The sequence below is a fragment of the Amycolatopsis sp. NPDC026612 genome, assembly GCF_040638285.1.
Lineage (GTDB): Bacteria > Actinomycetota > Actinomycetes > Mycobacteriales > Pseudonocardiaceae > Amycolatopsis.
Genome location: NZ_JBEZYB010000039.1, coordinates 41,865 through 54,361 on the forward strand (window position 1 = coordinate 41,865; position 12,497 = coordinate 54,361).

At 69.3% G+C, this 12,497-nt stretch carries 12 protein-coding genes and 2 tRNA genes; 5 read left to right on the forward strand and 9 right to left on the reverse strand.

The genetic code is table 11. From position 1 onward, the window contains the following. Window positions 1-120: 120 nt before the first annotated feature. Together AB0F15_RS28925 and AB0F15_RS28930 are read left to right on the forward strand one after the other, a co-directional pair. The gene (locus AB0F15_RS28925; RefSeq protein ID WP_360276851.1) at window positions 121-1,278 is read left to right on the forward strand and encodes a toll/interleukin-1 receptor domain-containing protein; all 1,158 of its coding nucleotides are present in this window, start codon (window positions 121-123) and stop codon (window positions 1,276-1,278) included. A gap of 171 nt (window positions 1,279-1,449) precedes the next feature. Then, on the forward strand, window positions 1,450-2,811 hold the full coding sequence (locus tag AB0F15_RS28930) for a hypothetical protein (protein WP_360276853.1): 1,362 nt from the start codon (window positions 1,450-1,452) through the stop codon (window positions 2,809-2,811). Window positions 2,812-2,857: 46 nt separating this feature from the next. On the opposite strand, the gene AB0F15_RS28935 is transcribed toward AB0F15_RS28930, so the two are convergent. The 5 genes from AB0F15_RS28935 to AB0F15_RS28955 form a co-directional block, all read right to left on the reverse strand. Next, complete coding sequence (locus AB0F15_RS28935) at window positions 2,858-3,757, reverse strand: NADP-dependent oxidoreductase (RefSeq protein ID WP_360276856.1); 900 nt, start codon at window positions 3,755-3,757, stop codon at window positions 2,858-2,860. Between the two features lie 45 nt (window positions 3,758-3,802). Further along, complete coding sequence (locus AB0F15_RS28940; RefSeq protein WP_360276859.1) at window positions 3,803-4,417, reverse strand: TetR/AcrR family transcriptional regulator; 615 nt, start codon at window positions 4,415-4,417, stop codon at window positions 3,803-3,805. 144 nt (window positions 4,418-4,561) lie between these two features. Then, window positions 4,562-4,912 (reverse strand): nuclear transport factor 2 family protein, encoded by a 351-nt coding sequence (locus AB0F15_RS28945; RefSeq protein ID WP_360276861.1) that lies wholly within the window; start codon window positions 4,910-4,912, stop codon window positions 4,562-4,564. A gap of 61 nt (window positions 4,913-4,973) precedes the next feature. Beyond that, window positions 4,974-5,396, reverse strand: coding sequence for a nuclear transport factor 2 family protein (locus tag AB0F15_RS28950; RefSeq protein WP_360184040.1), 423 nt, complete (start codon window positions 5,394-5,396; stop codon window positions 4,974-4,976). A 2-nt stretch (window positions 5,397-5,398) separates the two neighbouring features. Continuing rightward, window positions 5,399-6,208: an MBL fold metallo-hydrolase gene (locus tag AB0F15_RS28955; protein WP_360276864.1), complete on the reverse strand. Its 810-nt coding sequence runs from the start codon at window positions 6,206-6,208 to the stop codon at window positions 5,399-5,401. Between the two features lie 119 nt (window positions 6,209-6,327). On the opposite strand from AB0F15_RS28955, the gene AB0F15_RS28960 reads away from it, so the two are divergent. Continuing rightward, window positions 6,328-6,813 carry a MarR family transcriptional regulator gene (locus AB0F15_RS28960; protein WP_360276867.1) on the forward strand — a complete coding sequence of 162 codons (486 nt, stop codon included), beginning with the start codon at window positions 6,328-6,330 and terminating at the stop codon, window positions 6,811-6,813. Window positions 6,814-7,021: 208 nt separating this feature from the next. On the opposite strand, the gene AB0F15_RS28965 is transcribed toward AB0F15_RS28960, so the two are convergent. Further along, window positions 7,022-7,094: transfer RNA gene (locus tag AB0F15_RS28965), tRNA-Lys, on the reverse strand. Window positions 7,095-7,259: 165 nt separating this feature from the next. On the opposite strand from AB0F15_RS28965, the gene AB0F15_RS28970 reads away from it, so the two are divergent. After that, a complete protein-coding gene (locus AB0F15_RS28970; RefSeq protein WP_360276870.1) occupies window positions 7,260-8,459 on the forward strand; it encodes an Ig-like domain-containing protein in 1,200 nt (399 codons plus the stop codon). Here AB0F15_RS28970 and proP read toward each other — a convergent pair. The 3 genes from proP to orn all read right to left on the reverse strand — a co-directional run bounded on the left by proP (window position 8,456) and on the right by orn (window position 10,846). Next, complete coding sequence (gene proP, locus AB0F15_RS28975) at window positions 8,456-9,862, reverse strand: glycine betaine/L-proline transporter ProP (protein WP_360276872.1); 1,407 nt, start codon at window positions 9,860-9,862, stop codon at window positions 8,456-8,458. The two genes, AB0F15_RS28970 and proP, sit on opposite strands and share 4 nt — an antisense overlap. Window positions 9,863-10,085: 223 nt before the next feature. Further along, a tRNA-His gene (locus tag AB0F15_RS28980) sits at window positions 10,086-10,161 on the reverse strand. 76 nt (window positions 10,162-10,237) lie between these two features. Further along, the gene (orn, locus tag AB0F15_RS28985; RefSeq protein ID WP_360276875.1) at window positions 10,238-10,846 is read right to left on the reverse strand and encodes an oligoribonuclease; all 609 of its coding nucleotides are present in this window, start codon (window positions 10,844-10,846) and stop codon (window positions 10,238-10,240) included. 80 nt (window positions 10,847-10,926) lie between these two features. Here orn and AB0F15_RS28990 point away from each other — a divergent pair, with 80 nt between their 5' ends. Further along, window positions 10,927-12,486 (forward strand): helicase HerA-like domain-containing protein, encoded by a 1,560-nt coding sequence (locus AB0F15_RS28990; protein WP_360276878.1) that lies wholly within the window; start codon window positions 10,927-10,929, stop codon window positions 12,484-12,486. Window positions 12,487-12,497 lie beyond the last annotated feature (11 nt).

A 12,497-nucleotide genomic window follows, 5' to 3' on the forward strand; every position in this document is an offset into this window, starting at 1 on the left:
TCGACGCGGTGAAACAAATCGGCGTCCGGAGCGACTCCTTCCGTCGACGCGGTTTCGCAAGGGACGACTCGACGCAACGGGGCGGAGAAACCGGCAGCCGCCGAGACGAAGGAGGACCTCGTGCGTTCGTCTCCGACCGACCGGACAGCGGGCAGTGTCCCGTTGTTCCTCGACGTCTTCGTGAGATCCGTCGACCTGGCGCCCAACGACATCGCGATCGGCCTGATCCGCTTCTCCGGCTGGCAGCTGCACCGGATCGATCCGCTGCCGGCCGGCTTCGCCGGGCACGCGGCCTACCTCGTCCGCGTGAACTACGAGTTCGACGTGCCCGCCGGCGAAACACCCCCGGCCTGGGCGGAGGTGCAGTTCGCCTTCGACGCCGCCGAGGTGATGGTGGTCGACGCGATCCCCCGCGCGGTCACGGCGGCCGAGCCGGCGCGCACCTACGAACTGACCGGGCAGCTCAACTTCGTCCGCCGCGCCGGCGGCCGTTCCCGCTGGGCGGCCGACGCGAGCGAAGCCAACGTCGCGCTGCCCGCCGTCCGGTCCGAAGTGGCCGGCTTCGGCCTCGGGAGCGCGCGGGTGCGGTGGCGGCATTCCGGCGGCGTCCACGCCGGCACGCACACCGCGTGGCTGGTCCTGCTGACCCCGCCGGACCGGACCGAGCTGCCGGTGCTGGCCGGGGGTGCCTACCACCTGACGGCGGACGGCGACCTCGGCCTCCACGCGAGCGGCGAACCCGACGCGTTCACCGTGCGGCTCCCCGAAGCGCCGGAACCGGACGTCCCGGCCACCCCGGCGGCCGACGGCAGACCCCGGGTGTTCGTCTCGTACGCGCAGGAGTCCCCGGCGCACAAGAAGGCCGTCGTGGAGCTGTGCCGGCTGCTGGCTGCGGCCGGCGTCGACGTGCGCGTCGACCAGGACGACCTGGAGCACCGCCGCAACTGGGACGAGTGGACGACGACCCAGATCCTGCGCACCGACTACGTGCTCGTCGTGGCGTCGCCGGCGTACCGCGCGGTGGGCGACGGCGAGCTCGCCGACTCCACGCGTCACCGCGGCATCCGGTCGGAGTACAGCCGGCTGGCCGACCTCCTGCACCGCGACCGGGACCGGTGGACGAAGAAGCTGCTGCCGGTCGTCCTGCCGGGCCGGTCGCCCGACGAGATCCCGTTGGCGTTCCTCCCCGCGATCGCCGACTACTACGTCGTTGCGGCCTTCACCCGGGACGCGGCCGTGGACCTGCTGAACGTCCTGTTCACCGCCCCGCCGAGGTGAACCCGGCCGGGGGGTGCGCTCCGGAACGCTTCAGGCGCCGGAAAGGTTGCCGTACCGGTCTTGCGGAACGTTCCGGTCTCCCCCGGAAGTCCGGGCCGGTCCTAGATTCGCCTGAAGCACTCAAGGGGGAAGAAAACCATGCCTACTGGCAGATTCATGCGGTCAGTCTGCGTGCTGACTGCGGCACTCGTCGTGGCGGGGATGGCCGCGACGCCCGCGTCGGCCGCCTCCGGCCCGAACCTCAAGGTCACCGTCACCGCGCAGCAGGGCCGCTGGTTGTCCGGCGACACCGTCGGGCTCGACGTGACGGTGAGCAACATCGGCGACTCCGTCGCGTTCGGCGCGTTCGGCACCGCCTACTCGGAGTCCGGGACGCCCTTCTGGAACGACCGGAACCAATGGGGAGACCTCTCGGACGGCGGCACCGGCGCGACCATCGCGCAGGGGGAGACCCGGAGCATCCACCTGACCGGGCAGCTGGGCACGTTCGACGGCGATTCGGTCGTGCACATCGAGGTGTACGGCGCGCAAGACGTCGACTACAGCGACAACGTCCAGCGTGTCACGCTGCCGCTGGCGCGGGGCACCGAGCAGGTCGCGGGCCTGCTGTACGGCGACGCGAACGGCGACGGCAAGCCATCGCCGGGCGAGGGCCTGGCCGGCGCCGAGGCGCACTTCATCGGCGTCGGGACGACGTCGGACCTGGTCGCCGTCACCGACGCGACGGGCCACTTCTCCTTCAGCGGTCTCCCGTTGAGCCGGATCGCCTACCTGTCCTTCCAGAAGGTGCCCGGCGGCTGGGTCGACCAGTCCGTGGGGGCGATGCGGCTGGACGGCCGAGGGGCCTACACGGCGCTCGAGGTCCGGGCCGTCCGGCCGCTGTCCGACGTGCTGCACGAGGCTCTGACGCTGGACAAGACGAGCTACGCCGCCGGCGACACCGGCAAGGTGACGGTCACGCTCTCGAACTCCGGCGACCAGCCGCTGACCGGCCTGTTCCTCAGCTGCGACGCGGGCGGTTTCGGCGCGGAGCTGACGGTGACGGACGACCAGTGGGGCGCGTTCGGCAACCAGCGTCGCGAGGGAACCCTGGCCGCGGGGCAGCGGATCGTGCTCACGGCACAGGGCAAGGTGCCCGCCAAGGCGGCCTACACCGGCACGACGGGGCTCGATTGCGCCGTCAACGACGGCCACAGCGGCGGCACCCCGTACGCCGCGGCCTACGCCAAGGTCCCCGGCATGCGCGCCGACTCCAAGGGCCGGATCTGGGTGGACAAGAACGGCAACAACCAGCCGGACGCCGACGAGGGCCTGGCAAACCAGACCGTCGTGCTGGTCGAGGACGGCAAGCTGGCCCGGTCTTTCGCCAAGACCGACGCCAACGGCTTCGCATCCTTCAAGAACGTTCCGGTCGGCAGCTACCAGCTGCGGGTGTTCGGTTCGTGGAAACCGGCCCCGTCCTACGGTGATCTCCAGGTCGCGGCGCCGCCGTACGGCAGCGGCGAGTGGCAGGAGCAGTTCGTCGCCGGCTGAGTCGTGAGCTGGGTGTCGTTGCGGTTGCTGCCGGTCAGTGTGCCGTTCAGCCGAGATCTTGGGGGTGCAGCACGATGCGCCCGTGGGCCTTGCGGTCGGTCAAGGCCCGATAGGCGTCGCGCACGGCGGTGAGTGGATACGTTGCGGCGATGGGGATGTGCAGGTCGCCGGTCGCGGCGAGGGCAGCCAGTTCGGCCAGTGCCGGGAGGCCGCCGGCGTCGGCCGTGCCGAGAGATTTGACGCCCTTCTCCTTCGCTGCGCGGTAATCGACGACGGTGTCGATGCGGTCTGCCGGAACGCCGAGGGTGATGGCGAGGTCGAGGTAGCCGCCACCGACGGTGTCGATGAAGGCATCGGCTCGGCCGGTCGTGGCGAGGATCCGTTCCTGTTCGCCGTCGCCGTATCGGACGGGCTCGATGCCGTGCTGCCGCAGCAGGTCGAAATGCGCGTCGCTGGTCAGGCCGATCACCGTCGCCCCGGCACGGAGCGCGAGCTGGGCGGCGGTGAACCCGACGCCGCCCGAGGCACCCGAGATCACGATGGTCTCGCCCGGCCGGGGGTCGACCGCCCGGATGGCACCGAGGCCCGCCATCGGTGTGGTGTAGAGCGAGCCCGCCACGTCCCAGGAGAGGGCTTGAGGCTTGCTCACCAGCTGGACGGCGGGGATGGCGACGAACTGGGCGTGGGCGTCCCAGCTCTGGAGCCTGCCCAGCACCGCGTCACCGACGGCGAAGCCGGGCGCGTCGGCACCGACCGCAACGACTTCACCAGCGAGATCGCGGCCCGGCGTGTACGAACTGCCGTGCAGCGCCGGTAGCGCCCCGGGGTTGAGCGCCCCGGCCTCGACCCGCACCACGACCTCGCCCGGGCCGGCCACGGGCTCGGGGACGTCCGCGAGGTAGATCCCGTCGATGCCCGAAAAACGGTCGTAACGTACTGCTTTCATCGTGCCTCCCGGTTTGCGAGTGCTGCGAATCGGCCGGATGGACGCTCAGGTGCGGCGCAGGAGCGGTAAGAGGATGTCGTCGACGAGGTGCTCGACGAAGGCGGCGTCGCACGGCTCGCCCACGACCACGATGCGATGCACGATCAGTGCCGGAGCGACCTCGGCGAAGAGCGTTGACGCGCCGGGTGCCAGTCGCTCGGCCGCGTGGCGAACAAGTCCGTCCGCCATCGCGGTCTCGTCCCGCCGCAGGATCAGCCGCATCGCCTCGGCGAGCCGTGCGTCGTTGCGCATGCCGGTGAACACGGCCCCGAGCAGACCCACGTCCTGTTCGGAGATGCTCCGCGCGAGCCATGCCGCCAGGGAATGCACGGTGTCCCGGAGACTGTCGCCCGCAGGCGGCGGGGGCTTCGCGGGCGCGCGGCGCTCGACCGCTGCGGCGACCAGCGCCGCCTTGTCGGGGTACCGGCGGTAGATCGTCGTCTTCGCCGCTCCGGAACGCGCGGCCACCGCTTCCATCGAGAGCTGCTCGTATCCCACCTCGGTCAGCAGTGACAGCGTCGCGTCAAGAATGGCCAGGTCACGGCCGAAATCCCGCGGCCGCCCCATCGCCGAGGGCCGAGCCTTGCCGCTGGACTCCGAAGTGCCCACTCCGCGCCCCACTTCCGCTACGCTACCGTATCGTATCGAAAGTACTGCGTCCGATCCCACCCTGCAAGCCGCGGCTTTCCGGGCCGGCCCAGGGTCAGGTGTCCGTTCGCCGGCAAGAGAGTGCGCGCACGGTCACGCCGCGTCTGATCTCAGGTTTTAGAACATGGTGTTGTCGTTGCTGCTTTTCTCGGGGACTTCCTGCACGACATCCCAGTGTTCGACGATCTTGCCGTCGGCGATGCGCCAGAGGTCGGCCACCGCCATGCCGAGGTCGCCGGGCTTGAGGTGGAGGTTGCTGTGGGTGACCACCAGATCGTCTTCGGCGATGGCGCGCTTGATGTCCAGGTGCAGTTCGGGGAACTGGCCGCGCAGCCAGTGCACGTAGCCGATGAATCCCTCGGCGCCGTCCGGGGCGCCGGGGTTGTGCTGGGTGTAGGTGGCGCCCAGGTGGACGGCGGCCTGCTCGGGCTCGCCGTCGTTGAACGCCTGCTGGTAAAAGGCGAGCACGAGGGCTTTGTTCGCGGCTGCGGACAATGGGTTTGGGTCATTTCTCGGCAAAGCGGGTGTATCAGCTGTCGGGGGTTGCGGCGTCGCGCACCAGGGCGGTGTCGACGAACTGCTCGAAGCGCACGATCAGTCCGCCGCGAACGGTGAAGTGGTGGGCAACGCGCGCGTTCAGGTGCTTGCCGGTGGTTTTGTGGACCGCGGTGTAGCGGGCCAGGACCACGACGTTCTCACCGTCGACGACGTAGGTGTCGTCGTGCGCGGCCCAGCCGTCCCAGTCGGCGCCGAGCCGCTGCATGACGTTCGCGGTCACGCCGTCTGGCGTGCGGTAGGTGCCGGCCAGCGGGAAGCCGGCCATCTCGGTCCATTCCACGTCCGGGGCGAGCGTGGCGCGCAGGGCGGCCAGGTCGCCGGCGGCCGAGGCCAGGTACTGGCGGCGCACCACGTCGGCCGGTGCGCTGCTCGTGGCGAAATCGGTCTCGGTCATGGTCAGCCCCACGCCATCTCGCCCTTGACGACCTTCGGGCCGAGCTGCGCCGCGATCTGCATGCCGGCCTGCGGGTACGCCTTGAGCAGCTCCTCGGTGGCGGTGGCACCGTCGGCCGCGGCGGCCACGATGCGGCGGAACGCGGCGATGTACTCGCGGGTGTAGGCGATCGCGCTCGCGTCCGCAGCGGCCGAGGGCTGCCGGTGGCCGGGCACCACGAGCGTGGGCTCGAGGCCCTGCATCTCGCTCAGGAGTGCGTCCCAGGCGTCGAGCTGCTCGTCGCGCGGGGTGTCCGCGAGCCAGACGTGCTCGTCGGCGAAGACCAGCACGCCGCCGAGGATCGCGCGGTCCTCGGCCTGGTGGAGGTAGGTGCGGTCGGGCAGCGCCGCTGCAGGGGCGCCCTTGAGCTCGAAGGCGTGGCCGGCGAACTGCAGGTCGCCGGTGAGCGGCTCGGTCTCGATCAGCCGGGTGGGCAGGTTCGCACCCAGCGCCGCCCAGGCCTTGAGCTTGCCCTCGTACTTCCCGGCCATCGCGGCGGCCACCTCCGGGGTGGCCAGGAACCGCGCGCCGGGGAACGAGTCGGCGATCACTTCGGCGCCGAAGTAGAAGTCAGGGTCCGCGTGGCTGATCACCACGGTGGTCAGCTCCCGGCCGGAGTCGAGCACGGCGGCGGCCAGGCGGTGCCCGTCCGCGCGGGTGAACCCGGCGTCGACCAGTAGCGCCTCGTTCTCGCTGGTCACCAGGGTCGCGGTCTTGTTCTTGACGCCCGCGGGGAAGTCCCCGTCGATGATCGTGTAGGTCAGGTCGGTCATCCTGCTCGCAGCCTCCTCGTGGCCGGCCAGGTGGTCGGCACGACTCAATATATACCTCGCTGGCGAGTTAAACTAGCTCTCTGGCGAGGTATGTTCCCATGGTTCGATACCATCGCACCGTGGATGAGGAGTTGCGCGCACTGGTGGCCGACGAAGGAGTGGTGCTGTGGGGTCGGGTGGTCAACCTGCACCGGGCCCTCGACGCGTTGCTGCACGCCGACATCCGCGCCGCCACCGGCCTGGACGGCACCGAGTTCGAGTTCCTGCTGCGCCTGGCGCGCTTCCCCGGCCCGCGTACGCACGCCAGCATGGTCGCCACCCGGATGGGCTACAGCTCGGCGGGCACCACCAAGCTGGTCGCCCGCCTGGAAGACAAGGGCGTGATCCGCCGGGAACGCGACCCGGAGGACGGCCGCGCTTTCCGCGTCGCGCTGACCGACGCGGGCCAGGCGGCCCTGCGCGCCGGGCTCAAAGCCCACATTCCGCGCCTGGACGCCGAGATGATCAACCGGCTGACCCCGGCCCAGCGCCGCCAGCTCCAGGACCTGCTGCGCCGCATCGACCCCGGCGAGACAACCGCCACGCCCGGGCGGGAAACCCGGTGACTTTCCGCAGGTGCCGTCGATCGTAAGACCGCCGGGTCACCTGCCTGCGGCGGATTCCGGCTGGTCGCGTGGTGCGGTTGGCTGCCGTTGTGTGCAGCCCCGGCTTGCGCTCTCGGGAGACCACAAAGGACAAGAGAGGAAGGTAAGCAATGATTCCGGATAACACAAAACCCCAGGTCGAAGAAGTCTTCAACCTGGGGAGTGAGGGTGCGCCATCAGGGACTCGAACCCCGAACCCGCTGGTTAAGAGCCAGCTGCTCTGCCAATTGAGCTAATGGCGCTGGTGTCTGCCGGGGTTTCCCTCGGCGACGTGGAAAAGATTACCACCCGTGTGGAGGCCCGTTTCAGGGGGGTCCCCTCACCCGGGTTCTGGCGTTGCCGCTCCCGCGTCCCGGCTGGTCGGGCACACTGTGGTCGGACATCGACGGCGAAACAGGCGGGTGGGCATGACGGGTTCGGCCGGTATGGGGGCGCGGTTGCTGGTGGTCGCCGGGGTGATCGGCCTCACGGTGGCCGGCTGCAGCAGCAGTCCTTCGGGTGAACCGCCGCGGGCGACGACGGCTTCCGCGAGCAGTGCTCCCCGGCCCGCGCCGAAGCCCGCCGTGCTCACCCTTGCCCCCGCGAAGGACGCCAAAGACGTCGCGCCCGGGGAACCGGTGAGCGTGACCGTCGCGGACGGGAAGGTCGGCGAGGTGCAGCTGACCGGGGCTGACGGCAAGGTCGTGGCCGGGAAGCCGCGCGCCGACGGCTCCGGGTGGGACTCCGCCGAGCCGCTCGGCTACAACAAGACCTACCGGCTGACCGCGACCGCCACCGGCAGCGACGGCAAGCCGGTCACGTCGGAGTCGACCTTCGGCACCGTCAAGCCCGCCCGGCAGCTCGGCGTCTCGGTGAACCTCGTCGAGGGCGAGACCGTCGGGGTCGGGATGCCGCTGATCTTCACCTTCACCGGCAACGTCGCCGACAAGTCCGCCGCCGAGAAGGCGCTGAAGGTCACCGCGGAGCCGGCCACCGAGGGCGCGTTCCGGTGGTCCGGCGACAAGCAGGTGACCTGGCGGCCGAAGGACTACTGGAAGAGCGGCACCAAGATCAAGATCGATGCCGCCGTGTACGGCAAGCCGCTCGGCAACGGCAGCTACGGCCGGGAGGACAAGGGCGCCAGCGTCACTGTCGGCGACAAGCTCGTCGCCGTCGCCGACGGCGGGACCCACCAGATGACGGTCACGATCAACGACAAGGAGGTCAAGACCATGCCGACCTCCATGGGCAAGCCCGGCCACAACACGCCGCAGGGCACCTACACCGTCATGAGCGAGCACACCGGGTACACGATGAACTCCGCGACCTACGGGGTGCCCGAAGACGCGCCCGGCGGCTACAGCACCTTCGTCCAGTACGCGATCCGGCTGTCCTACAGTGGCATCTTCTACCACTCCGCGCCGTGGTCGGTGCGGCAGCAGGGCCACAGCAACGTCAGCCATGGCTGCCTGAACCTGTCCACCGAGAACACGAAGTGGCTGATGGACACGTCCAAGAAGGGTGACCTCGTCACGGTGCAGAACAGCGGCGGCCCGAAGCTCGAGCCCACCGACGGCTGGAGCGTCTGGCAGCTGTCCTGGGACGAGTGGCGGACGGCGGCGAACTAACCCGAGTCGCGGACCAGCTCCCGCGCCTCGGCCTCGGTCGACACCGACGGTCCCGAGCCCCACAGCGGCTTGTTCGCCGTCTCGCGGCTGAAGAACACCGCGACGGCGCCGATCGCGCCCGCCGCCATCAGGTACCAGGCCGGCCAGAAGTCGTGGCCGGTGGCGGAGATCAGCGACTGCATCACCAGCGGTGTCGTACCGCCGAAGAGCGACACCGAGATGTTGAACGCGATGGACAGCGCGCCGTACCGGATCGCCGTGGGGAACAGGGCGGGCAGCGCCGCGGGCATCGACACCTCGAAGCAGAGCAGCAACAGGCCGAGTCCCATCAGGCCGAGGAACGTGAGGACGAGGCCGCCGTCGTGGACGAGCAGCATCAGCGGCCAGGACAGCACGAGGAACCCGAGGCAGCCCGCCATCATCACCGGTTTGCGGCCGACGTGGTCGGTGATCCGGCCGCCGACCATGATGATGAGCATCATCACGACCATGACGACGATGATCAGCAGCAGCCCGTGGGTGGCGTCGAGGTGCAGCTGCTCGGACAAGTACGTCGGCATGTACGACAGCAGCATGTAGTCGGTGACGTTGAACACGAGCACGAGGCCGACGCAGACGAGCAGGGCGGGCCAGTACTCGGTGAACATCTTCCAGAACGGCTCGCCGGAGCGGCCACGCTTCTCGGCTTCCTCGGCGTGCTTCTGGAACGCCGGCGTTTCCTCCAGCTTCAGCCGCATGTAGAGCCCGATGATGCCGAGGGGCCCGGCAACGAGGAACGGAACGCGCCATCCCCACTCGATCAACGTCTCGTGCGGCACCCAGGCCTTCATGCCGGTGACGACGGACGCCCCGAACACGTACCCGGCGAGCGTCCCGAACTCGAGCCAGGACCCCATGAACCCCCGCCGCTTGTCCGGCGAGTACTCGGCGATGAAGGTGGTGGCACCGCCGTACTCGCCGCCGGTGGAGAACCCCTGAACCATCCGCGCCAGTACGAGCAGGATCGGCGACCAGACCCCAATGGAGCTGTACGACGGAATCAGTCCGATGCAGAGCGTCCCGATGGCCATCATGATCATGGTGACGGCGAGCACCTTCTGCCGCCCGATCCGATCCCCGAGCGGCCCGAAGACGAGCCCGCCCAGCGGCCGCATGAGGAAGGCGGCGGTGAAGGCCCCGAAGGTCCCGATCAGCCGAACCTCAGGAGACACGCTGGCGGGGAAGAACACCTCGGCAATGGTGTCGGCGATGTAGGCATAGACCCCGAAGTCGAACCACTCCATGGCATTGCCCAGTGCAGCGGCCCCCACGGCCCGCTTGAGCACCGACCGATCAACCACGGTGATGTCCTCATACCGCAGCTTCTTCTTCCGACCCCTGACCTTCGCACCTGAACGTTCCACGGCTCAACGGTGCACCGCCACCCAGCCCCCCGCACGCTGAGCCATCCAGTCGTGAGCGTTGCCACGAATAGCCCAGCGCAAGTAAGACGGCAACGGCACGCAACCACACGGGATGGGGGTCCGGAGGCGGGCCCCCGGCGGGGGTGTGGGGGTTCGACCCCCACAAAAAGGCGAAACCCCGACATAGGGAGAGGGCCGCAAGGCCCTGACCATGCCGGGGTGATGGGGTGAGCGACGGGTTTCGAACCCGCGACCTCCTGGACCACAACCAGGTGCTCTACCAGCTGAGCTACGCCCACCATCTGCGAGGGAACCGCTTGCGATCACCTCGTTGCCTGTAATCGTAGCGGGTGTCCGCGCGGGGTTTGCAGGGGGTTACCCCTGGTGCCGTTCCTGCACTTCAGCGGCGGCTGCTTTGGCTTCGTCGCTGGTGGGGCCGGGCTGGGGGACGAAGGCGACGCGCCGGTAGTAGTCGAGTTCGCCGATGGATTCCTTGATGTCGGCGAGGGCGCGGTGGGCGAGGCCTTTTTCCGGCTTGGCGTAGTAGATGCGCGGGTACCAGCGGCGGACGAGTTCCTTGATGGAGGAGACGTCGACCATGCGGTAGTGGAGGTGGGCGTCGAGGGCGGGCATGTCGCGGGCGATGAAGCCGCGGTCGGTAGCGATGGAGTTGCCGGCGAGGGGGGCGGTGCCGGGCTCGGGGACGTGCTCTCGGATGTAGTCGAGGACGCGGCGCTCGGCTTCTTCGAGGGTCACCGTGGAGCGGCGGACCTCTTCGGTGAGGCCGGAGTGGGCGTGCATCTCGCGGACTACTTCGGGCATGCCGCCGAGTTTTTCCTCGTCGGCGTGGATGACGATGTCGACTCCGTCGCCGAGCACGTTCAGTTCTGCGTCGGTGACGAGGGCGGCGATTTCGATCAACGCTTCTTTGCCGAGGTCGAGCCCCGTCATTTCGCAGTCGATCCAGACTAGGCGGTCGGTCACCTGGTGACCCTAACCCGACACGGGGATATGGAGCGCGTTACCTGCGCGTACGGCGCGTTACGCTCGCCAAGCCGGATTCGATGTGGTGCAGGACACAGATCGGGGAGCGGGCAGTGACCGAGCAGGAGTCGCCGGCGCGGGAGATCGCCGCTGGTTACGCGAGTGAGGGTGCCGCGCTGGAGCTGGGTGCGGTGGTGGTCGACGGGCAGGTGGACGCGGCGGCTGCTGTGCGCCTGCCGTTGGCGACGCTGAACCGGCACGGGCTGGTCGCGGGGGCGACCGGGACGGGCAAGACGAAGACGGTGCAGCTGATCTCGGAGCAGCTGTCGGCGGCCGGGGTGCCGGTGGTGCTCGCCGACGTCAAAGGCGACCTGTCCGGGCTGGCCGCGGCCGGGGAGGCGAACGACAAGGTCACGAAGCGCTCGCAGGAGCTCGGCGATGACTGGGCGGGCACGGCGTTCCCCGTCCAGTTCCTGTCGCTGGGCACCGGCGGGAAGGGGTCGCCGATCCGGGCGACGATCACGAGCTTCGGGCCGGTCCTGCTGGCGAAGGTGCTGGGGCTGAACGAGACGCAGGAGTCGACGCTCGGGCTGATCTTCCACTGGGCCGACCAGCGCGGCCTGGCGCTGCTGGACACAAAGGACCTCCGGTCGGTGATCACGCACCTCACGGGCGACGAGGGCAAGGAAGACCTCAAGGGCATCGGCGGGGTCTCGGCGGCGACGGCCGGGGTGATCCTGCGTGCGTTGTCCAATCTGGAGGCCCAAGGCGGCGAAGACTTCTTCGGCGAGCCTGAGCTGGACGTGCACGACCTCATGCGTCAGGTCGGCGGCAAGGGCGTCGTGACCCTGCTCGAACTGGACAACCTCCAGGCGAAACCCGCGTTGTTCTCGACGTTCCTGATGTGGCTGCTGGCCGAGCTGTTCGAGGAGCTGCCCGAAGAGGGCGATCTCGACCAGCCGAAGCTGGTGTTCTTCTTCGACGAGGCGCACCTGCTGTTCAACGACGCGTCGAAGGCGTTCCTGGAGCGGATCGAGCAGACCGTGAAGCTGATCCGGTCGAAGGGTGTCGGCGTGTTCTTCTGCACGCAGCTGCCCACGGACGTCCCGAACGCCGTGCTCTCGCAGCTCGGCGCGCGGATCCAGCACGCGCTGCGGGCGTTCACCCCGGACGACCAGGCGGCGCTCGCCAAGACAGTGAAGACCTACCCGAAGACGAAGTTCTACGAGCTCGACACGGCGTTGACGTCCCTGGGCATCGGCGAGGCCGTCGTCACGGTGCTGTCGGAACGGGGTGCGCCGACGCCGGTGGCGTGGACGCGGCTGCGTGCGCCGCGATCGAAGATGGGTTCGATCGGCGAGGACGCCGTCTCCGTGGCCGTCGCGTCTTCGGACCTGCACGCGAAGTACGCCGAAACGATCGACCGGGAGTCGGCCTACGAGAAGCTGGCCGCGAAGGTCGCCGCCGCTCCGGCGTCCGAGCCCGCTCCCGATGCGCCGGCTCCCGTGCCCGAAAAGGACGAACCGGGCTTCCTTGAGTCGGCCATGAAGAACCCGGCCGTGAAGTCGTTCATGCGGTCCGCGGCGAGCGCGCTGGGCCGGGAGATCACGCGCGGGCTGTTCGGCAACCGGCGACGGTGAGGAATACCTGA